19 protein-coding genes and 1 other RNA gene are annotated in these 22,386 nt (G+C 55.5%); 11 read left to right on the top strand and 9 right to left on the bottom strand.

Annotation, left to right across the window (positions count from 1 at the left end; all coding sequences use genetic code 11):
- Positions 1 to 43 precede the first annotated feature (43 nt).
- On the bottom strand, positions 44 to 3,760 hold the full coding sequence (gene hrpA / locus AAGA79_RS12500; protein WP_411826139.1) for an ATP-dependent RNA helicase HrpA: 3,717 nt from the start codon (positions 3,758 to 3,760) through the stop codon (positions 44 to 46).
- Positions 3,761 to 3,969: 209 nt separating this feature from the next.
- On the opposite strand from hrpA, the gene AAGA79_RS12505 reads away from it, so the two are divergent.
- Both AAGA79_RS12505 and AAGA79_RS12510 read left to right on the top strand, forming a co-directional pair.
- Positions 3,970 to 4,698, top strand: coding sequence for a hypothetical protein (locus tag AAGA79_RS12505; protein WP_411826140.1), 729 nt, complete (start codon positions 3,970 to 3,972; stop codon positions 4,696 to 4,698).
- Positions 4,699 to 5,068: 370 nt separating this feature from the next.
- Positions 5,069 to 5,845, top strand: a complete 777-nt coding sequence (locus tag AAGA79_RS12510; RefSeq protein WP_411826141.1) for a PEP-CTERM sorting domain-containing protein — start codon at positions 5,069 to 5,071, stop codon at positions 5,843 to 5,845.
- A 5-nt stretch (positions 5,846 to 5,850) separates the two neighbouring features.
- Here the strand turns inward: AAGA79_RS12510 and AAGA79_RS12515 are convergent, their stop codons facing one another.
- From AAGA79_RS12515 to AAGA79_RS12525, 3 genes are all read right to left on the bottom strand, one after another.
- Entirely contained in the window at positions 5,851 to 6,372 is a 522-nt protein-coding gene (locus AAGA79_RS12515) for an N-acetyltransferase family protein (protein ID WP_411826142.1), read from the bottom strand.
- A 115-nt stretch (positions 6,373 to 6,487) separates the two neighbouring features.
- An RNA gene (gene rnpB / locus AAGA79_RS12520) (RNase P RNA component class A) lies at positions 6,488 to 6,886 on the bottom strand.
- A 66-nt stretch (positions 6,887 to 6,952) separates the two neighbouring features.
- The gene (locus AAGA79_RS12525) at positions 6,953 to 7,456 is read right to left on the bottom strand and encodes a DUF456 family protein (protein ID WP_411826143.1); all 504 of its coding nucleotides are present in this window, start codon (positions 7,454 to 7,456) and stop codon (positions 6,953 to 6,955) included.
- 93 nt (positions 7,457 to 7,549) lie between these two features.
- Here AAGA79_RS12525 and AAGA79_RS12530 point away from each other — a divergent pair, with 93 nt between their 5' ends.
- The 6 genes from AAGA79_RS12530 to AAGA79_RS12555 all read left to right on the top strand — a co-directional run bounded on the left by AAGA79_RS12530 (position 7,550) and on the right by AAGA79_RS12555 (position 13,404).
- Positions 7,550 to 8,488, top strand: coding sequence for a D-alanyl-D-alanine carboxypeptidase family protein (locus AAGA79_RS12530; RefSeq protein WP_411826144.1), 939 nt, complete (start codon positions 7,550 to 7,552; stop codon positions 8,486 to 8,488).
- An 84-nt stretch (positions 8,489 to 8,572) separates the two neighbouring features.
- Positions 8,573 to 9,646, top strand: a complete 1,074-nt coding sequence (locus tag AAGA79_RS12535; RefSeq protein ID WP_411826145.1) for a 6-phosphofructokinase — start codon at positions 8,573 to 8,575, stop codon at positions 9,644 to 9,646.
- 54 nt (positions 9,647 to 9,700) lie between these two features.
- Positions 9,701 to 10,111, top strand: a complete 411-nt coding sequence (locus AAGA79_RS12540; RefSeq protein ID WP_411826146.1) for a hypothetical protein — start codon at positions 9,701 to 9,703, stop codon at positions 10,109 to 10,111.
- 153 nt (positions 10,112 to 10,264) lie between these two features.
- The gene (locus AAGA79_RS12545) at positions 10,265 to 12,325 is read left to right on the top strand and encodes a TonB-dependent receptor (protein WP_411826147.1); all 2,061 of its coding nucleotides are present in this window, start codon (positions 10,265 to 10,267) and stop codon (positions 12,323 to 12,325) included.
- Positions 12,326 to 12,394: 69 nt separating this feature from the next.
- Entirely contained in the window at positions 12,395 to 12,991 is a 597-nt protein-coding gene (locus AAGA79_RS12550; RefSeq protein ID WP_411826148.1) for a HupE/UreJ family protein, read from the top strand.
- Between the two features lie 167 nt (positions 12,992 to 13,158).
- Complete coding sequence (locus tag AAGA79_RS12555; protein ID WP_411826149.1) at positions 13,159 to 13,404, top strand: hypothetical protein; 246 nt, start codon at positions 13,159 to 13,161, stop codon at positions 13,402 to 13,404.
- A 77-nt stretch (positions 13,405 to 13,481) separates the two neighbouring features.
- Here AAGA79_RS12555 and AAGA79_RS12560 read toward each other — a convergent pair whose 3' ends face one another.
- Genes AAGA79_RS12560 through AAGA79_RS12580 form a run of 5 tightly spaced genes read right to left on the bottom strand, consistent with a single transcriptional unit; the run spans position 13,482 to position 17,946 of the window.
- Positions 13,482 to 14,339 (bottom strand): metal ABC transporter permease, encoded by an 858-nt coding sequence (locus AAGA79_RS12560; RefSeq protein WP_411826150.1) that lies wholly within the window; start codon positions 14,337 to 14,339, stop codon positions 13,482 to 13,484.
- Between the two features lies 1 nt (position 14,340).
- Complete coding sequence (locus tag AAGA79_RS12565; protein ID WP_411826151.1) at positions 14,341 to 15,135, bottom strand: metal ABC transporter ATP-binding protein; 795 nt, start codon at positions 15,133 to 15,135, stop codon at positions 14,341 to 14,343.
- Position 15,136: 1 nt separating this feature from the next.
- The gene (locus tag AAGA79_RS12570) at positions 15,137 to 15,622 is read right to left on the bottom strand and encodes a hypothetical protein (RefSeq protein ID WP_411826152.1); all 486 of its coding nucleotides are present in this window, start codon (positions 15,620 to 15,622) and stop codon (positions 15,137 to 15,139) included.
- Positions 15,623 to 15,641: 19 nt separating this feature from the next.
- Entirely contained in the window at positions 15,642 to 16,583 is a 942-nt protein-coding gene (locus AAGA79_RS12575; protein WP_411826153.1) for a metal ABC transporter substrate-binding protein, read from the bottom strand.
- A gap of 28 nt (positions 16,584 to 16,611) precedes the next feature.
- On the bottom strand, positions 16,612 to 17,946 hold the full coding sequence (locus AAGA79_RS12580; RefSeq protein WP_411826154.1) for a hypothetical protein: 1,335 nt from the start codon (positions 17,944 to 17,946) through the stop codon (positions 16,612 to 16,614).
- A gap of 205 nt (positions 17,947 to 18,151) precedes the next feature.
- Between AAGA79_RS12580 and AAGA79_RS12585 the strand changes: the two genes are divergently transcribed.
- From AAGA79_RS12585 to murG, 3 genes are all read left to right on the top strand, one after another.
- On the top strand, positions 18,152 to 19,030 hold the full coding sequence (locus AAGA79_RS12585) for an undecaprenyl-diphosphate phosphatase (RefSeq protein ID WP_411826155.1): 879 nt from the start codon (positions 18,152 to 18,154) through the stop codon (positions 19,028 to 19,030).
- Between the two features lie 65 nt (positions 19,031 to 19,095).
- Positions 19,096 to 21,147 carry a M3 family metallopeptidase gene (locus AAGA79_RS12590; protein WP_411826156.1) on the top strand — a complete coding sequence of 684 codons (2,052 nt, stop codon included), beginning with the start codon at positions 19,096 to 19,098 and terminating at the stop codon, positions 21,145 to 21,147.
- Positions 21,148 to 21,249: 102 nt separating this feature from the next.
- Positions 21,250 to 22,338 carry an undecaprenyldiphospho-muramoylpentapeptide beta-N-acetylglucosaminyltransferase gene (gene murG, locus AAGA79_RS12595; protein ID WP_411826157.1) on the top strand — a complete coding sequence of 363 codons (1,089 nt, stop codon included), beginning with the start codon at positions 21,250 to 21,252 and terminating at the stop codon, positions 22,336 to 22,338.
- Positions 22,339 to 22,386 lie beyond the last annotated feature (48 nt).

Raw genomic sequence — 22,386 nt, forward strand, 5'->3', positions numbered from 1 at the left:
CTTTCAACGTCGTCATCTTACTTAGCGACTCCGTTCCCAGCACTTACAGCCCCTTTGATTCCAGGGCTTTCTCCACGCGTTTTTCGGAGACTTTCCCCCGCACTTCCACATCCGGGGCGAAAAGTTGCACGCGCCACTCCTGAAGTAGCCATCCTGCTTCCCAGCTGCCTGGCTCATCGGGACCTGCCTGCCAACTTTCATACCACTGCGGCCAGTAATTCCTCAGCAGATCCATTTTCTCCAGATCCTTGATGAGCGGCAGGGATTGAATCCGTGCCAGCCGCGAACGGATCGCACGGAAATGGCGCGGGTAATCCACAAACCGCTCATAACCTGCCCGCCAGGCAAACCGACCGCGCAGCAGGAAACTCATTTCCTCCTCCAGATCAGCGGCTACCTCGCCGAGATTCCTATCAGTCCGATTAACAGCGATCCATTGCTGGATCTCCTCGACCGTCTCGGCAATTTCATCGAGCCCACTTCCGACTTTTGTGGCGACTTCATACCATTTTCCACGTGCTTCCTCGTTCAGGCTTGCGAAGGCTTCCGGACTACGAGGGAAACTCCCTCCCGCCACACCTTCCGCGCAGAGCAGAATCAGATCCTCCAGATCCGTGCCTCCCACCCCTATCCGACCCATCTCCACCCGCGCCAACATACCAAGAGGAAATTTCTTCTGTAGATAGGAAACGTCCCTTTCAGAACCCAGAATCATCAATCGGGCACCACCTTGGCGATGAGCCTCATTCGCTTCAGAAAAATTCGTAAAAGCTTTCACACCGACAGTTTTCCCTTCGTCGACCAACGCAGGATACGCGGGACCGCCCGGCGTCATGACCTTTTCCGGAAGACTTTCCCCATCCCAGGAGCTCATCCCCCGCCGTTCCACATCCGCCGTCGCCGCAGCCTCGAAACGCGCCCGCATCCGGTCCGCAAGCTGAAGCTTCAGCTGCGCCACATCCGTATCCATCGCCAGTTCCTCGCCCTCATCATCGCAGACCCAGATCTTGGTGATTAGCTCCTCCGGCAGCCGGTCCGGATCGAAGGCATCCAACGGAACGAATGCCCCGGTTTTTTCGCGGATGTGATTGGCAAGAATTTCAAGAAAAGGTCCTTCCTTCGGTGCACCTGCCCATAGTTCAGCAAAGCTGAAGGCTACTTCCCCGATCGGTTGGCAGAGTCTGCGAAAATCCTTCGGTAAGCCGCGCATCATCAGCTCCGCGCGCTCTTCGAGATTTCCATCCACTCCCCAGCCGGGCAGCCATTCCGGGAGAATCGGCAGCTGATCCACGTGCACGCCGATGGTCACCCCATCGTCCCGCTCACCCGGCGCGCAGTGATAATACAGGGGGTATTCCTGATCCCCGAAGCGCAGGAGATCGGGGAAAAATTCCAGCCCGTGAAGGTCCTCCCAGATGACATCGTCCATGCCCATCATGATAAGATCCTCATTTTCCTCCCGCCACTTGTGGAAGGCGGAAGCCGTGGAAATTTCCTCCGGCACATGCTTCTCCAGGAAACGCACCACCGCATCCTCACTCCACAGCATCCCCTTTCTCCGCAACTTATCCTCCAGCAGGGTTATCTGCTCCCGCAGCTCCTCCATCCGCTCCATAAAGCGAGTTTTCCGGCGCAGCCCTCCACCCAGAATGCCCTCCCGCAAAAACACCTCATGCGCCGCCTTTCTGTCCACACGCCCATAATGAACACGCCTGCCCTCCACCACATGAAGACCGCCACAGACCACACTCTCTTTCCCATAGACCGCCCCCTGTTTCTCATCCCAATACGCTTCCCCATAGCGGCTACGGCACAGATGCGGTGCCACCACCTCCACCCATGCCGGCTCCATCACCGCAGCCCGCCGCGCATACAGACGGGAGGTCTCCACCTGCTCCAGCCCCAACACCCACTCCGCCCGCTTCTTCTGCCCGAACAGATAGGAACCCGGGAAAATCGCGAAAAAACCTCCCCCGGCACTCCGGTAGCCCTTGTTCTCCTTATCCCACAGCCCGAACGCCTTTGGCGCCCCCGCCAGCAACGATCTGTGAATCGCCGCGTAATCGAAATTCTCATACTTCACCACAGACTTCTCCCGCGGCTTCCGCCCGTCCGTCCTCTTCCCACGTAAACTACGCAGCTCCTCCACCACATTTCCCCACTCTGTTATCCGCTTCGCATTCAGGAAATGCTTTCCACAGAATTTGCGTAGCTGATTCCACCGCCACCTGCGCCCGTCGTAAAATTCGAATACCTCCCGCCACAGGTTCAGCATTGCAATGAAATCACTATCCGTATCCTGCCACCGCGCATGCGCCGCATCCGCCTCACGCTTTTTCTCCGCCGGGCGCTCGCGCGGGTCACTTGTCTCCAGCCCCGCCACGATCACCACCACCTCCTCAAAGCATTTCTCATAATCAGCCTCGATCATCATCCGCCCCATCCGTGGATCCACCGGCAGCCTCCCCAGCTCCTCACCTATCTCCGTCAGATTTCTCTCCTTATCCAGCGCACCCACCTCACGCAGCGTCCGGTAGCCCTCCGCAACCGCCTTCGCATTCGGCGGATCCAGGAACGGAAACTCGGAAATCTCCGGCAGCCCCAATGCCTTCATCCGCAGAATCACCCCTGCCAGCGAACTCCGCCGGATCTCAGGTTCCGTGAAATCCGGCCTATCAAGCAAATCCTCTTCCTCGAACAACCGCAGGCAAATCCCCTCCTGCACCCGCCCACAGCGCCCCTTCCGCTGCCGTGCACTCGCCTGACTTACCGGCTCCACCATCAGCCGCTGCACGCCCTTTGCCGCGTTCCAGCGGCTCACCCGCGCCAGTCCCGTATCAAGCACGCAGGCGATCCTCGGGATCGTCAAACTCGTCTCCGCCACATTCGTAGCCAGCACCAGCCGCCGCTGACTCCCCGGTTGGAAAACCCTCTGCTGATCCCCCATCCCCAGCCGCGCGAACAACGGCAAAACCTCCGTATTGCGGTAATTTCTCCCCTCCAGCAAATCCGCGGCCTCCCGGATCTCCCGCTCACCCGGCAGGAAAACCAGCACATCACCCATCGGATCCAGATCCGTCAAATAATCCACCCCACGCCCGATCAGCGAAGAGAGATCCTCATCATCCTTCCCCGGTAAATAGTGCTCCTCCACCGGGAACATCCGCCCCGGCGCCTCCAGCAATGCCGGCTCCTCACCCTGACTTTTAAAAAACTCCACAAAGCTGCCCGCATCCAGCGTGGCCGAAGAAATCACAATCTTCAGATCTCTCCGCAAGCTCATCAGCCGCTTCAGATACCCCAGCAGGAAATCAATATTCAGGGATCTCTCATGCGCCTCATCAATGATCAGCGCATCATACCTTCTCAGCTCCACATCCCCCTGCGTCTCCGCCAGCAGGATGCCATCCGTCATGAACTTCACCCGAGTCTCCCGCGAGGTCTTGTCATCGAATCTCACCTGATACCCCACGAAATCCCCCAACGGCACCTTCAGCTCCTCCGCGACCCGCTTAGCCACACTCACCGCCGCAATCCTTCGCGGCTGCGTGCACCCGATCAGTTTCCGCCGTCCTTTCCCACCTTCCCTCTCCGGCCCCAGAGCCTCACACACCATCTTTGGCAACTGCGTGGTCTTCCCGGATCCCGTGTCCGATACCACCACTACCACCTGGCTCTCCCGGATTGCCCGCACGATATCCTCCCGCCGCTCAACAACCGGCAGTTCCGCCGGATAATTCCATTCCCCTGAAAAACTCATCCACACAATTCTCCCCAGCAGTCACCCCGACGCAAGCCCAACAAAAAATTTCCACACACCTCTCGGGAAAGATCAAGCAACCCGATTAACAATACAGCTACGACCAATGAAACATTTTCATAAAATACACATAAAATATTATTTACTTACCTATCATCAAAATTAAACATGTTAAGACACCTATAGAAGTACCCGCAACTACAAGGAAAATGAAAAACAAAAACCCTACATCCAAAATATCCAGCCTGATCGCATGTTCATCTCTAGCCCTCGTCCCACTATACGGAGCTACTACGGTTTTCGAAGATGATTTCAGCTCATCATTATACACGAACCTCTCTAATCCGAACCTTGGAGGCGGAGCGGGAAATGAACTCGTCTTTGCCACTTGGACAGGAGGAGGCCAGGTCACCATATTAAATGGGGCCCTCACAGCACTCCCAACCAGTTCCATTAGAACAGCTGTGATTGCCTTCGACAATACCACGCTCACAGCAAGCGGAGAATACTCGTTCAATTTTGATATTTCCGAATTCATCGCCAATACAGCAGGAAATAGCGTCCCCACTCCTGATAGCGCCGCGTATGTAAGTATCTGGAAGGCAACAGGATATGACACAAGCGGTGACAATCGCATCAATATTAACACGGAAGCAAACACCATCATTGACGGACCAATCATTACGGAGACAGGCACCGCCACAGCCAGCCAACTGAAGGAAGAAACATATACCGCAGCTGCTACAGCTCAGTCAGTGACCTTCAACTACGATGGAACCGGCGCCATTTTCATGCTGATTGGCGCACAGACAGGGAACTATCCATTTTCTTCCGCCAGCTTTGATAATATCTCCGTCACCAGTATACCTGAACCGTCCAGCGCATTTCTGGGAATTACATTGCTCGCTGGACTCTGCTGCAGACGTAGCCGGAGTTAAATTTATATCGCCCACTAAGCGGAAAGTTCTCCTCCCCTGGTTGGGTTTTTAGCTTACGGCAGTTACGTTTCGGCCAATCCTTAGAGTCGCCTCGATTATCAAATGATGATCGCGGTATAACCCTGTACGCCCATCTGGAGGATCTCGATTAAGAAGTGAACACCTAAGACATTGGGGATAAATTATCCAGCTTCTCTATACCGTCTTTAGTCACTGGACCAATTTCGTGCAGGTCACCCATTCCGGAAAATTTTAACCAATTACTCAAAAATCATAAAATATTTTTAGAAAAAGCTTTAACAAACTTTATAACTCAGCCATACGAAGGAAGTTCTTTCCCCTGAAGAATCCCCCATCACCCCCCCTTGACATGACTGTCTTTGAAATTCTGCCGCAAGGCCTTCGTTTCGTTTTATATTCGCTGCTCGCCATCACCCAGGCACACAGCGCCACTGTATTTTTTGAAGAAAACTTCAGTAGCACTAATATTGTAAATTCAACCCGTCCCTACCTTGGGGGCTGGTATAGCAACCAGGTATCCTACAACACCTGGACAGCGGGAAACAACGTCTCCATCGCTACTAACTCCACTGTGGTCGGGTCCACACCCGCATTGGTCGCAGCTCCTACGTCCGGTGTCAGAACGGCCGCAATCGTCTTCGATAGCAATACCCTAACATCCGCGGGCGTATATACCCTTACCTTCGATATCACCAGCTACGTTGCTAATACCAGTAGCTCCACAGCCAGTGGCAACGCCAGCAATGCGGCAATCGTCAATATCTATGCGGGCACTAACTATGACACGTCAAAGACGTCCGCAAGCGGTCTGATCGTTAACACGGAAACCGGCATCCTTGAGCAATTGGGAAATGCAAAAGCCGAGCTCCTGGATAGTCAGAAATTCACATCGGCAGTTACCAGCCAGCAAATGACATTCACCTACAGCGGCACTGGCGCAATCGTCATGTTCTTCGGAGCGGAAACAGGAGGCTGGCCTTTCCCCTCCGCTTCCTTCGATAACATCTCCATCACTTCCGCAGCCGCATCGGCATCCGCAGCCGCAGCCACAACAGTGCCGGAACCTTCTGCCATGGCGTTCGCAGCCATTCTGTTCATTGGCCTGTTATCCAGACGCCGCCGTTAGTGATATCAAAGGGTAGCCCCAGCATCGGACTCTCCGAAGAAGCCACCTTCAGGCTTCTCGATACGGTAGATCACTTCCTCCACACCGTTCCCCAGATCCCTCTCCTCGCTAAGCTTGCCGAACTGTCCCAGCAGCCTTTTGGCCGCATGGTTTCCGGAAAACATCGCGCCGAACCAGCGCCGGATCCCCACCTCCATCGCAGCAGCTGAGAGGGAACGCATCAGCTCCCTGCCCGCACCCATTCCCTGCCACATGTCCGCCGTCACCACGGCCACCTCCGCCAGATCCCTTTCCCTCCCGTCCCGGAAACATCTCGCCACGGAAACGGGAACCCACTCCCCTTCCAGCTCCACAGCCAACCCGTAGGCCAGGTGGTCCACCCCGTCGGGCTCGCTCAAGCGGCTCAATTCCGCACCGGAAAGTTCCGTCTTGTTGTAGAAAAAACGCTGCACTCGACTCTCCACTTTCAGATCTTCCAGAGCCGCGCTTAAGGCAGCCTGATCACCGGGCACAATCGGTCGCACCATTCCCGGTGTACCATTTTTTAGCGTTACCTTTCTTTCCCGCATCATCGTTCTCCTCCACTCTTGCACTACCTGCCAGTTTGGTAAATCCACCATTCCCACAAGGCTTTCCCCGAAGGGATGCCGCCTCCCTGTAAGCCGGATTCTGTCCACTGAGCTTTGACCCTCAGCTGTACGGTCATTTCTCTCAATCCCGCTCGCGCGGAACGCCCTGCTCACGCAGAGTGCGACTAATACCCGGGAAGTCACAGGCGGACCGCCCATTCCCTGTTATGTCTTGCACCACCCGGGGTTTACACTGCCACTCCGGTTACCCTCGGCGCGGTGGGCTCTTACCCCACCTTTTCAACCTTACCTGTGATCTTGCGATCCATCGGCGGTTTGTTTTCTGCTGCACTTTCCGTCCGCACCCCTTGCAGGGCACGTCCCCCGTTTTCACGAGGCAAGTCGTCCTATGGTGTCCGGACTTTCCTCAACAAGAAGCTTACGCCCTCATTGCGACCGTCCGGGAGACGGCAGACACATCAACACCGAATTTTTGGAAATCGCAAAGATAAAACGTAAAACCTGACGCTCCTGTAAATCAACCCACTGCCCAGACATCCACGAAAAACCAAATTATCATCAAAGCCCCCGCGACCAGCTTGAACACCATACCGGAAACCGTCCCCACCACACTCCCCACACCGGAAACAACCGCTTCCCTCGTCTTCCGTTTCCCGAAAGCAAGCTCCAGCCCGAACGCCCCGGCCAGCGGACCCAGCAACAACCCGAACGGCAGGAAAAACAACCCCACAATACCTCCCACCAATGCACCTACCGCGCCCCATTTCGTCCCACCGAACCATTTGGAACCCAACGAACCACTCGCAATCTCAAAAACCTGTGAAATTGCCATCAGCGCGAATAAAATTCCAATCCCCCACCACGCGATACCGCCTTCCGCCCCTTTCATCAGTCGATACCCCAGCGCACCGCAGAAAATCAACAAATGCCCCGGCAAAACCGGAGCCACACAGCCAACCAGTCCCAGCAACATCAAACTCACCGTAACCAGCCAAACACCACCGCCCTGTAATAACTCCATACTTCTCCACGAAACTACGCCCAAACCATCCTTATCCAAACTGATTTTTCCCAAAGGCTTGAATACCCGCCCAGTGCTCCTAGTCTACCTCTCATGCAGAAGATTCTCATTCTCCTCCTGGCTATGACTCTGTCCCTCACGGCACAAGAGGCCCACATGGTTGTTGAGGCCTACTCAGGCAAGGTCCTTTCGGCCCAGAACTCCACCGAAAAACGCCCGGTGGCATCCCTCACGAAAATCACCACCGCCGTCGTAGCCATCGATTGGGTGAACGCAAGCGGTGCGGATTTTGCCACACACCTTGTGAAAGTTCCTGAAATCGTCACCCAGGTCCCTACGCCCAGCAGCATCAATCTTGCTCCCGGCGATATCCTCACCCTCCGCGATGCACTCTACGCCGCCATGCTCACTTCCGATAACAAGGCCGCGCTTACCGTCGCCCATCACGTCGGCATCCAGCTCCTGAAACAACGCGGCAGAAATGGTGATCCCATCGAGGCCTTCGTCACCGAGATGAACCACTTCGCCAAAGCTGTGAATGCGAAGCAAACCCTTTTCCGCGGCCCCCACGGGCTCCCGATAAACGAAAAAGTAGGCTATTCCACCGCAGCCGATGTCGCGAAAATCTCCATCCACGCCATGCGCCGCAACGCCCTGAACTTCATGGTCCAGCAGAAAACCCGCGAGATCAGCATCGACAGTTCCGCCGGCACACGGAAATACACCCTCAGAAACACCAACGAGCTTCTCGGCGAACCGGGAGTAATCGGCATCAAAACCGGCACCACCAACTTTTCCGGACCCTGCCTCGCAACCTGCATGGAGCGCGATCCACTCGTCCGCACCAAACAGGATGGCACCAAAGGCGTCACCCCACGCCGCCTGATCGTCGTCGTTCTCAACAGCCCGGACCGCTTCGGCAAAACCCGTAAACTCATCCGCGACGGCTGGAAATTCTACGATGCATGGCTCGCCCAGGGCGCACCTGTGAACAATCAGAAACGGGAGATCCTCGATACCCCCCGGTCTTAGAAATTTCGCCGTGGAAAACGGCATGAACCCAGCTCTTGCTCATTCCTGAAATCAGCCCGCGTTTAACCTCAAACCAGAACACTCATGAGAATCGGAATCCTCAACAGCGGCGGCGATTGCCCCGGCCTCAACGCAGTCATTCACGGCGTCGTAGGCGCAGCCCATCAGCTCGGCTGGGAAGTCATCGGCTTCAAGGATGGCTTCGAAGGCCTACTGCCACCCGGAGACTTCAAGATCCTCAAGCCCTCCGATACCATTGGTATTCTGAAACTTGGCGGCACCATCCTCGGCTCCACCAACAAAGGCCACTTCGCCGCGAAAGTAGGCGTTGGAAACGTCGCCGAAGTCCCCTCCCAGATTATCGAGAAAGCCAAGCGCACCTTCGATCAGATGGGTATCAGCGCACTCATTATCGTCGGCGGAGATGGTTCGCTCACCACCGCCCTCCAGCTCTACCATGCCGGTTGGCCAATCATCGGTGTCCCGAAAACCATCGATAACGACCTCTCCGCCACCGCCATGACCTTTGGCTTCGATAGCGCGGTTACCACCGTCGTCGATGGCCTGGATCGCCTCAATACCACCGCTGAATCCCACAAACGCGTCATGGTCCTCGAAGTAATGGGCCGCCACGCAGGCTGGATCGCTCTCTGGGGCGGCATCGCCGGTGGGGCCAACGTTATCCTCCTTCCGGAAATTCCGTTCAGTCTCGAAAAAGTCGCGGATTTTATCAAGGACCGCGATTCACGCGGCCACCACGCCAGCCTCATCGTCATCGCGGAAGGCGCGAAAATGCCATCGGGTGATATCGTCACTGTGGACTCGAACAAAGGCGGCGAAGTCCGTCTCGGTGGCATCGGCGAACGCGTCGCGGAGAAACTCGAAGCACTCACCGGCAAGGACACACGCTCCTGCACCCTCGGACACCTCCAGCGTGGCGGAGCTCCCACCGCTCTCGACCGCATCCTCGGCATGCGTTTCGGCGTAAAAGCAGTGAAACTGGCTGCGGAAGGCGCCTTCGGAAAAATGGTTTCCTACCAGTCATACCACGTAGGTTCCGTCCCTATCGAAGATGCCGTCAATCAACTCCGCCTCGTCGAGCCAGACGGAGAAGTCGTCCAGGCTGCAAAAGCCGTAGGTATCTGCATGGGCGACTGATCTCCGGCGGGATCGCCTTGCAATCCCCGCCCGAATCTTCACTTTCCTTCATCGATGGATTTCTTCCGCAGCGGTAGATTGCGCTTCCTGTATTTGCTCGCGCTTTTGCAGCTGATCGGTGGACCCCTGGTGCTGCTGAATATCACTGTTTTCTCGAAAATCACTCTTCAGGAAACGCCTCGCCTCGGCCTCACAAGAGCGGCGGCAACAGCATGGAAATCCCCTGAATTCCAAACAGTCCTCACCGCATCTGTTTCAAATCAGCAGAACAAAGTCCATAAGGACGGATCCGATGACGGGAAAAGGGTAAAACCCACCCTGCAGAAGCAGCCGGACATCCCTTGGCAGCGCCCGCAAAACTTTCTCTGCGCGGAATACCTCCGCACCGGAATCATGGAGAATCTCCAGTCATGGACCCCTGCCTGGCCCAATGCGCCACCCGGTCCACCTCCGAAAATGGTATAGAATCACAGGCAGCTATTTAGCTACAGCCTGCAACAGCCCTCCGCGCCGGATTTCTTTCTGAAAATCCCGGCCGTAACCGCGTGTTCCACCCGCCCTCGTGCCTGGATCACGCAACTGCTCTGATTTGTTCTCAAAACCATTTCCACAAGAAACATGAAATTTCCAAAATATTTACCCATTCTACTCTCATCAACCATCTTCCCCGCAACAGCCCGGGAAACAGCGGAAATAGGCGATCTCGATACCCTAGTAATCACCGGCAAGGCAGAAAGCCTCATCGGCAGCGCCGGCACCGCTTCCAAAGGCCAGGCAAACCGCGAAGAACTTCTCGAACGTCCCTACCTCCGCCGCGGCGAGCTACTGGAAGTGGTCCCGGGCGTCGTCATCACCCAGCACTCGGGCGATGGTAAGGCAAACCAATACTTTGTCCGTGGCTTCAATCTCGACCATGGCACAGACTTTTCCATCCGCATGGATGGCCAGCCGGTCAATTTCGTCACCCACGCCCACGGCCAGGGCTATGCGGACCTGAACCCTCTGATCCCGGAGCTCGTCGATAGCCTGGATTACTTGAAAGGCCCCTTCACCGCGGAACTCGGGGATCTCAGCACCGCCGGCGGCGCACGTTTCAACTTCATCGACACGCTCCCACAAGGTATCGCCAGCGTCGGAATCGGGGAAAACAACTATTTCCGCGGGCTCCTCGCCGATACCATCGATATTTCCCCAGCGAATGATAGCGGCGACCGCTCCGCACTCACATACGCACTGGAATACAATTACTACGACGGCCCCTGGGATAAGGAAGGAAACTCACAGCGCATCAATGCATTCCTGAAATACTTCCAGCAATCCGGCCAGGACACCTTCAGCATCACCGCCATGGCCTACGATGCGGATTGGGATTCCACAGATCAGGTTCCCACCCGTGAAATTCGAAATGGCGGCATCGACCGCCTCGGAAACATCGACGACAGCGTTCGTGGAGATTCCTCCCGCTACAGCCTCATGGCAGAATGGGAACGCGAGCTTACCGATGGAAAAGTCCACGCGGATGTTTACTTCGGCCGCTACGATATGGACCTGTTCTCCAATTTTACCTATTTCCTCAACGATCCCGTCAATGGCGACCAATTCGAGCAGGAAGACGGCCGGTGGTTCCTCGGCGGCGAGGTGAACCGCCTCTGGGAATTCGGCGGAGGCAATACACTCACCGTCGGACTCCAGACCCGCAATGACTTCATCAGCGACATCGGACTCTACAACACCACCGATACAGTCAGAACCAGCACCGTCCGCGTTGATGATGTTACGGAAACCAGCGTGGGCGTCTACGCCACCGGAAATTATGTAGTAAACGATTGGTTCCGCATGCAGCCCGGCCTCCGCGCGGACGCCTTTTACTTCGATGTAGATAGCGATGATCCAAGAAATTCCGGCACGGAAACCGATGGCATCGTCAGCCCGAAACTCAACCTCGTATTCGGCCCTTGGCAGGAAACTGAAATCTACGCCAGCGCCGGCATGGGCTTCCACTCGAACGATGCCCGAGGCGTCACCATCACCGTGGATCCGGCCACCGGACTCGCTGCGGATTCCGTTGATCCACTCGTCCGCACCTACGGCTACGAACTAGGCGTCCGCACCGAGGCCTTTGAAAACATCGTCAGCACCGTTTCCCTATTCTATCTCCATAGCGATTCTGAGCTCCTCTACGTAGGAGACGCCGGGACCTCCGAGGCTGGTCCGGCAACGGAAAGATACGGTATCGAGTGGTCCACCTACTGGCGCCCGAACGAGTGGCTCATGATCGATAACGAGCTCACACTCAGCGAGGGGAAACTCCTCGGGGTAGGCAGTGAAAATGAAATCCCCGGCTCGGTCCCTTTCACCATCAATACCGGCATCACCGTCGGTCGCGCGGAAGGTCTCTTCGGCAGCCTCCGCTCACGCTACTTCAGCCCACGCCCGCTTACCGAAGACGGAACCGTAGACTCGCGCCAGTCCTGGCAGATCAATGGCCGCCTCGGATACCGCAAGAATGATTGGGAAGTCGCAGTAGATGTTCTGAACATTCTCGGCCGCGATGATAACGATATCGAATACTTCTACACCTCCCGCCTTCCTGGCGAAGCCGCGGGCGGAGTCGACGATATCCACCTCCATCCGGCAGAACCGCGCACCGTACGTCTAACCCTCACCAGACACTTCTAACCTGCTTGCAGCTTGTAAAATCGCCGGACGGATGGATCATCGCTTCAACCGTCCGGCCTTTCTGTCCCCATGTCCCGACTCTTCCTTGGTTTCATACTCCTCGCCTCCGCCACCGCTGCAGTGGTCCCGGAGTATTTCATGATTGGGTTTACCCACATCATCCCACACGGGCTGGATCACATCCTGTTTCTTCTGGCTCTATTTTTCCTCACCAGAAATTTCAGTGAGCTACTCATACAGCTAACACTCTTCACCTTCGCCCACGCACTTACCCTCGGGCTCTCACTTTACGGGTTTATCAGCGCCCCCACTACGATTGTCGAAATCGCCATCGCACTCAGCATTTGCTTCGTCGCTGTTGAAAATCTGTTCAAAGACCACCTCTCCCGCTGGAGACCTTGGGTCGTCTTTGGATCCGGGCTCATCCACGGCCTCGGCTTTGCTCATATACTCAGGGAAAATCCCGCCACTCCCGATAACTTCCTCGTGGCCCTTTTTTCCTTTAATATCGGCATCGAGGTCGGACAAATAGCCGTCTGCTCCATCGCTTACCTTCTGGTCGCCGCCGGGTGGAAACGGGATTGCTACCAGCGACTCATCGCCCGTCCCGCCTCGATCTTGATCGCTTTATCTGGTTTCTGCTGGGCGCTCGTGCGCATTGCCTGATTCCTGGATTGCACATTGCACCTTAATTGTACGACTTCATATTTCCTGATTCATAGGAAATATACCCCAAAAGCCATTTATCACTTATTCTAAGAGACTTACAGCGCCACCCATCCCTCTTGGCAGAAATCCTGCAAAGGCCATAACATCCCCAACCCCCACACGTTATGATCATTGTCAGCCTCTTCAAAACACATCTCTCCGCAAAATTCAGCCTTCCGGAGAAAGGCAGAGCTGCCGTTTCATCCATTTCCCGGAAACTCGGATTCCATGGAAAAGAACGTAATTACCCGCATGGTTACAGTTACGGCATCACACCTCGGCCGGCCCGCGCCCTCATGCACGATCCACTTTCCGCCATCCATTCACATGGCTATTCAAGCCGCGGATTCTCTTCTCTCCCGGAAGCATAAACCCTGGCATTCAGCCAGCAGCCATCCTACTTCAGAAATTCATTTTCCCGCCCTGAAAATGACACGGCACTTCCAGCTCAAACCTTGGATGTTCCCATTATTCTGGAGAAAATCCCATGCCGGGGACTGAGTAGGAAAGCCATCGTGAAAATCCCTCCCAAGGTTAGAATAATCGTGGAACCCGGACTGAAGTTTAGATGATGGGATAAGATTAGAGCAACGACTGCGGCTATCGATCCTATAAGCCCGCCGCCCCAGAACAACGCCTCGGGTCGATCGGTAAGGAGGTAAACCGTAGCCGCTGGCGTAACCAGAAGGCCCAGCGCCAGCAGACAACCAACCGCCTGCAGCGTGGAAATTAGAACCAGGATCAGCAACCCAAACAGCAGGTAGTTTAAAAGCCGGACCGGCACCCCAAGCGCCCGCGCCGCATCCGGCTCGAACAACATTAGAATCATCGGACGCCGCAGCACTGTCAGCATCACCAGTGAAACAGCTGAAACCCAGAAAACAGTCATCAGATCGGCATCCGTGGCGAATAGGATATTTCCGAACAGATAGTGATCGATATCCACGTGTACAGGGGCGAACTCCAGCAGCAGAAGTCCACCGGCAAATGCTGTCGTGAACAAAATCGCCAATGCGGTTTCCTGCCCCAGCCGCGAGCTGCGCGCTACCAGCAAACTTCCCAGCCCTACAATCAGGGCGGCGAATAAAGCTCCCGCAAACGCGCTCGCCTGGCTCAGTCCAAAGAGCAAGATCCCCACTCCGATCCCCGGCAGAAGGCTGTGCGAAAGCGATCCGACCTGGAGCGCGGATTTCCGCAAAACTACAAACGCACTGAAGTAGCCATTGGTGAAACCCACCAGAATACAAATCAGAAGCCCACGCTGTATATGCTCATAGCCCAGAGGCCCTATCAACCATTCCATCATATCAAATTTCTACTTTGCTCTTCGCTACTACCACTCTTCTTTCCCCGAAGCATTCGTTGAGATTCTTCTCATTGAAAACCTCAGCCACAGGCCCGAAGGCTACTGACTTTCTCTTCAGCAAAAGCACCTCGTCAAAAATATCAGGAACACTCGCCAGGTCATGATGTGCCGCCAGAATCAACCGCCCGCCCTTCGCCAGTAGACCCAGTAACTCGGTGAGCAACTCCTGAGATGGCCGATCCAGCCCGGTAAAAGGCTCATCCAGCAGTAAAACATGTGCCTCTTGCGCCAAGGCACGCGCCACGAAAGCCCGCTGCTGTTGCCCGCCCGATAGTGCACTGATCTGCCGTTTCGCCAGATCCATCAGCTTCATCAATTCCAGAGCATTGTCCACCACCTCGTGATCCACCCGCCGGAATCTCCGCCACCAGCCAAGATGAGGAAAACGCCCCATCTCCACCAGCCCCCGGACTGTCAGTGGAAAATGCCAATCCACCTGACTCCGCTGCGCCAGATATGCGATCTCCGCAGTCGAGCGGGAAAGCGGGTTCCCCCGCCAGGTAATTCCTCCGGAATCCGGCTTGATCAATCCCGCCAGTGATTTCATGAGCGTGCTCTTGCCCGCACCATTCGGCCCAACCAGCGCCACACAGCGCCCGCATCGCGTCCGCATATCCACAGACTCCAGCGCCACCGTATCGGCGTAGCGGACAGTCAGTGAATCCACCCGCAATTGATGACCGGTCGGATTCCCGCAATCATGGGAGAGCCCTAAATTTTCGAGACCTTGATTCATATTAATTCGTGCCTTCCTCCCATAGAAACAGAACGGGTGCTCCAATATTCGATTCACCCGGAGCTCCCCAGAGCGTCACCGTTTTCGAATCCAACTCCATATCTTCGGGAGCCAGCTCGAGGCTGATGGCAGGCCGTCTCTCCCCACTATTTCCGGGTAAAAAGCTAGCTTCGACCCAAAATTCCAGCCCCTCTGGAGGATTTTCGATTTCCCCGAGATCGTATTCGAATTCCAAGCCATCCAGGCCATCCGCCGCAGTAACTTCCACTATCGGCAAATCCAGATTCGAGATCGAAAGACTCTCCAGCGGTGTCGAGCTCATGATCCGCAGGGTGAAGCTCTCCCCCTTCGGCCGGGCCACGAGAGCTCCGCCGGATTTTGGCCCAGCCTCCTTCCTTTCATTTCCGGTCACCTTCTGCAACGGCCACCAGGCGAGACCGAAAAAAGCGACAACAATCAGCAGATTCAATATGGGAAAACCACGCATACGTTCTCTTTTCCGGTAATCAGGAACCGCTGGCCAAACCACTTACCACAGCATCAACGTTATGCTCGATGAAAGCCTTATATGTCGTCACTCCGGCAGCGGATCCATCTGCAATCAATGCCTTTCCTTTGCGGATCCCAGCAGTCTTGATGATTGAGTCCAGCGCCCGCGGATTCGCATTCTCTTCCGGAAATGCCGTATTTACCCCGTTTTTGTGAATGATTTCGATTACTTCTGCCAGATATTGGGAAGAGCCATTCTCTTCGCTGGCTCCTGAAACCGGGATCGATTTGAAGCCGAAATCCCGGCAGAAATAGCCGAAGGCAGCATGAGCAGTGACTAGGTACCGCTTGGAACGCGGAATCCGGGAAAACTCGCGCTTGGCCCAGGATTCCAGGCCGTCCAGCTCCTTACCCCATCGTTTTGCATTCGCCTCGTATTCACTTTTGTTCGCCGGATCCAGTTTTCCAAATTCCTTTCCGACATAAGCCGCAGCGCTCTTCATCCCGGAAACGCTATGCCACCAATGCGGATCGATGCTACCCGCCGCATGTTGCGGGCAGCAGGCAAACGCGGAATCAGAGGCAGATAACTTCACAGAACGGGCAGCATTTCCCGCTTCCAAAACCTTCGTTGAACCACCAATCGCACCCTTCAAGCGCGGCAGATAAAGTTCCAGGCCCTTCCCGGATGCCAGCAGGACATCCGCACTCTTCGCCTTCACCATATCATCGGAGCTCGGAGTGAACTTGTGAATATCCTCCCCGGCTTTCATGAGAGGCAGCACTTTGACATGATCCCCTCCCACCTGCCGCGCCAGATCCGTCATCATCGGATGAAGTGTCGCCACTGTAAGGTCAGCAAACGCAACCGATGGGACCGCCAGAGCAAATGCATAACACACGGCTCTGGCTATCATGCTTCCTGTTGCCAGGAGTTTGGGGAAATTTCGAATTTTCATAATTTCGGAAAGTTTATTTTATGAGCAATTAACGCACCTCAGCCCCACCGAGATTGAACCCGACCTGGAACCACACCGAATGCTCATCACCAAAGTCATTTGATTGATCCCAGTTATATTGGAGGCGTGTCTGAACTGTCCGGGACTCGTTCACATACCAGCTCACGGAGGGAGAAAGGCGGAATCGGCTATCCAGCCCAACATCCGAGATACCTGACACCCAGCCAGCACGCAGACCTAGATCCACCGAATCATCGATTCCGTAGGTAAGACTCGAGTAGAAGCCAAACTCGCTGAAGCTATCGCGGCGGCTCGCTTCATCATCGTGATCCTCGTCATCGTGATCTTCCTCATCGTGGTCGTCGTGATCCTCTTCTTCATGATCATGGTCATCTTCTTCCTCGCCCGGCAAATGTCCGGAAATTGCCCCGAATTGACGATACATCATCTCATTCCGCCAGCGGATCGAGTTTCCACCCACGCCATATCCGTTTTCTCTCCAAAGATATTCCACACCGATTCCGTAGACCTGCGAAGTGCGTCCATATTCATTGTCGCCCCAGGCGGCTGAAACCACTCCGGTCACACGGTTCATGTCGTCGATGTCATACTGATTTATCCAGCTTGCTGTCACCGCAGTATCGGAGAAATTCGCGCCTTCCGCTTCGAATTCACTTTCATCCTCGTGTTCTTCCTCTCCATGCGAGTGCGCATGAGTTTCCGCGCGACCGACGGATAACGAGATAAGTGAGGACTGCATCGCGGCAATCGGCACATTCCAGGAAATTTCAACACCCCTCGTAATCATCTCGCCCTCGTTCAGAAAGCGCCCGTTTACCAGATTCTGATCGATATTCGACCAGCCGTGATTGTGCACACTATTCTGGAACCCGAAGCGATTCAGATACTGACCACCACGCAGCTCGAAGCCCATCGGCAGGTCCACAAGTTTGAGAAACGCCTCCTCAAGGGTAAAACTGAAGTCACCCTCGGAATCGGTAATCCCGGAGCCAGTAACAAAACCCTGCAGCATGCCCGCCCTCAAAGACGCACCGGTTTCCAGCCCTTGCAGGGTCACATCGCGCTGCGGATCATGATCATTCACCGCCAGATCCCCATCCTCGGCAGAGGAAAATCCATACGCGGAAAATACATGCAGATGTGGAAAAATCACCCCACCGAGGCTGTAACCATCGCCCGATTTCTCCAGGATAGATCCCGAAACCTCCGCTCCCACCTCGGGAGTAATCTCTACGAATTCCACTTCTTCCTCAGCCCCCGCAGATGCCAACGACATCGCAAACACCACTCCCACACCCCCGGTAGCACCGGCGGTAATCAATCTTCGTAAATTCATCTTCATGCGGGAAAACTGAAACCACTAACGCAACTGTATTGCAATACCTAAATGCATCTTACTTGCATTAGCTCTTAATTTGCACTCCTCCACCAGCAATTTCCACCGCTTTGTCAATTATCCCAAACGCATAGTTATCAACCAAATCCGCCCATTCCGCCTTGCCTCACCACCCACCCAGCACCACCATCCGCCGCGAACAAATTCTCATATGGAAATCTGGCAAGCCATCCTACTCGGCCTCATCGAAGGCATCACCGAATACCTCCCCGTCTCCTCCACCGGCCACCTCATCGTCGCCCAGCGTCTGATGGGCATCGGCACTCTTTCCGATACCGATAAACTCGCAGCAGACGCCTTCGCCATCTGCATCCAGGGCGGCGCAATCCTAGCCGTTCTAGGCCTTTACTATAAGCATGTTCTGAAAATGTGCATGGGCGTTCTTGGCCAGGATCCGGAGGGCCTCAAGCTAGCCATCTCCATCATCGTAGGCTTCCTTCCTGCCGCCGTCCTCGGCTATCTGCTCAACGATATCATCGAGGAAAAACTCTTCGGCCTCTGGCCAGTCATAGCCGCCTGGATCATCGGCGGCATCGCCATTCTCTGGACAGTTTCCTGGCGCCGGAGGAATCCGCCCCGTGGCAATGGCCGCGATATCCTCCGCCTGGCTTGGCAATCCGCACTTTTTATCGGCTTCCTCCAATGCATCGCCATGTGGCCCGGCACATCCCGCTCGCTCATGACCATCTGCGGCGGCCTCATCGTTGGTCTTTCCGTGAAATCCGCGGTTGAATACTCCTTCCTTCTCGGCGTTGTCACCCTCTCAGCAGCCACCGCAAAGAAAGCAATCTGGGGCCTTGATGGCGCCGGTGCAAAATACGAGGAATGGACCGGCGGCGCCCTCCTCATGTGGGACCACTACGGCCCCATCCCTCTCATCGTCGGCCTCCTCGCTGCCACCATTTCCGCCGCATTTGCAGTGAAATGGCTGGTCAGCTACCTCCAGTCCCACGGACTCGCCGTCTTCGGTTACTACCGCATTATTCTCGGTATTACCATCGGCACACTCCTCCTTACCAACACCCTCTAATCCGGCAACCTACAGGCCCGGCTCCTCCTTTATCTCCGCCCATCCGGCACTTCCCTCTCAATCTCATGCATCCCTTCCTAGCTCCAGATTTCGAAGTTAAATGGTCTACCCTTACTCCGGAAACCATCGAACCCTCCATCCGGCACGCACTTGCCGAAGCAAAGGAGAATATCGAAAAAATCTCCATCCAGGACGCCACCAAAGCCACTTACGAGAGTAGCTTCATGGCCCTCGAAAACGCCACCGAGACCCTCTCCCGCGGCTGGGGCCGGCTCCATCACCTGGACTCAGTTTCAGATAACCCTGCCCAGCGTGCAGCCCTCAACAACCTTCTCCCGGAGGTTACCGATTTCTACTCATCCCTCTCGCTCAACCCACGTCTCTGGAACGTAGTCAAAACCGCAGCCGAGAACATCGATCTCCACGCCGTTTCAGAAATTCAGCGCCGCCATATTGAGGAAACCATCGCCGATTTCCAGAACGCCGGAGCTGATCTCCCGGACGATCAGAAAAACCGGATCGCCGCCATCGATGCGGAGCTATCCCTTATCACCAAGGAATACTCCGAACATGTCCTCGACTCCACCAACGAATGGTCACTCGTCATTCTCGAAGAGGAAAAACTTGCCGGTCTACCGGAATCCGCGAAAGCCGCCGCAGCCGCCAACGCGAAAGCAAAAGACCTACCGGAAGGCTCCTACCGCTTTACTCTCCAGTTCCCATCCATGTTCCCCGTCATGCAGCACGCGCATGATGAGGACCTCAGGAAAACAGTCTGGGAAGCCTCCACATCCATCGCGGCGAAGGATCCATACGATAACTCCGGTCTGGTTTGGAAAATCCTCAAACTCCGCCAGGAAAAGGCCGAAATCCTCGGCCACCAGAACTTCGCATCCCTCACGCTCCAGCGCCGCATGGCACGCAATGGCCACAACGCTCTCGCCTTCATCGAGCAACTGCACGACCGCATCAAGCAGCCTTTCCTCGAGGAAGCCCAACAACTTTCCGAATACAAAGCCGCCAAAACCGGCGAGCCAGCCGCACCTCTCGAGCCATGGGAAGGCGCCTACTACGCGGAGCTCCAGCGGAAGGAAAAATACGATATCGACGATGAAGCACTGCGCCCCTACTTCCCGGTTCAGGGCGTAATGGACGGAATGTTCAAAATCGCCTCAACCATCTTCGGAATCACCATTTCCAAGAAAAAAACCAAACATGACTCCCCGGAATCCGGCATCGAAACATGGCACCCGGAAGTTGCCTTCTACGAGATCTACGATTCCAAAAGCCACACAAAACTCGGCTCCTTCTATGCCGATTGGCACCCACGCGAGACAAAACGCGGCGGCGCATGGATGAACTCGCTCCACACCGGTGAACTCGGCGAGCCACACCTTGGTCTCATCATCGGAAACATGACGCCACCCGTCGGCGATACCCCCGCCCTCCTCACCCACAACGAAGTTGAGACCATCTTCCACGAGTTCGGCCACCTTCTCCACGGCCTCCTCTCACAGGTGCCTATCAAATCCCTCTCAGGCACCAGCGTCGCCTGGGATTTCGTCGAGCTTCCCTCCCAGATCATGGAAAACTTCTGCTGGGAGCGCGAAACGCTCGACCTTTTCGCCCGTCACTACCAGACCGGCGAAGCCATCCCCGAGCCACTTTTCGAGAAAATGCTCGCCGCGAAAAACTACATGTCCGCCACCGCGTTCATGCGCCAGCTCTCCTTGGCAAAACTCGACCTCGAGCTCCATATTAACCCGGAGAAATATATGGACCGCGACCTGGACGAAGTGGACCGCGAAATCCTCGCCGACTACCGCGCCCCGGCGAAGACCCAGTCCCCATCCATGATCCGCCGCTTCGGCCACCTCTTCTCCTCACCCACTGGCTACGCTGCAGGTTACTACTCCTACAAGTGGGCGGAAGTCCTCGATGCGGACGCATTTACGCGCTTCCAGAAGGAAGGAATTCTCAACCCGGAAACCGGAGCCAGCTTCCGCAATGAAATCCTCTCGAAAGGAAACTCCGCCCCCGCGGAAGTCCTCTACGAGAAATTCATGTCGCGCCCCGCGGATCCACTCCCACTACTCACCCGCGCCGGCCTCGCATGATCAAAAACTAAGGGATCAAAACCTTGCATCATCCCCCGTTTCCCATCACACAGGAAAACCCTTTCCAATGATCACCACCAACTGATCACCTTCCACTTATACATGAAAATTCTAATCGCATGCGGCGGCACCGGCGGCCACCTCTTCCCTGGCATCGCAGTCGCGGAATCCCTACTCTCCCAGGGCCACGAGCCGCTCCTTCTCATCTCCCAGAAGAAAATCGACGCCCAGGCATCCGCGAAATACCCGCACCTCAAGTTCGAGGTCGTCCCCGCCATCGCCAAGCCCAAGACACTTTCCCTGAAAATGCTGCCCTTCCTCTGGGCCGTTCATAAATCAGTCCAGACCTCCAAAAAAGTCATCCGTGACTTCGGTGCGGACGCAGTGCTCGGCATGGGCGGTTTCACCTCCCTTCCACCCGTGTATGCCGGCCGCAAACTTGGAAAAAAAACCTTCATTCACGATTCAAACGCACGCCCCGGTCGCGCGAACATCCTGACCTCCCGCTTCTGCGATAAGGTCTTCATCGGTCTGGAGCCAGCCGCCAAATTTTTCAAGAAACCCACCCAACTCACCGGCACCCCTGCACGCCCGGAAATCCTAAACCTCCCTACTCGTGAGGAAGCAGCCGCAAAGTTCGATCTCGACCCGGCGAAAACCACTCTTCTGGTAACCGGAGGCTCCCAGGGCGCAACCCGCCTCAACCAAATCATCGCCGCGGCCGCCACCCAACTCCCGCCGAACACACAGATTCTCCACATCGCAGGCCCTAACGACTACGAACGTATCAACCGCGAAAACCCGAACCGCAGCTCCAGCTACAAACTCATCGGCTTCTGCGATCAAATGGCATCCGCCTATGCATGCGCCGATCTCGTCGTAGCCCGCTCCGGCGCCTCCACCCTCACGGAAATCTCCCTCGCTGGCCTGCCATGTGTCCTTGTTCCCTTCCCATACGCAGCGGACGATCACCAGACCGCCAACGCGAAAGTCTTCACCGACGCCGGTGCAGCAAAACTCATTCAGGAAAAGGACATCAAACCCGAGACCATGGGCCGTCTACTTTCCGATCTACTGGATCACCACAACATCCTCGATAAAATGTCCGCCGCTTCAAAAGCTCTGGCCATCCCCGATGCCCCGGAGAAAGTGACCAAAGAAATCTTAGCCGCCACCAAAGCGGCCAAATAGAGATTGAAGTGGCAACCTGAAGCGAATTCAGAATTTATCCGGACAGCT

The sequence above is a fragment of the Luteolibacter sp. AS25 genome (genome assembly GCF_046736275.1).
Lineage (GTDB): Bacteria > Verrucomicrobiota > Verrucomicrobiia > Verrucomicrobiales > Akkermansiaceae > Luteolibacter.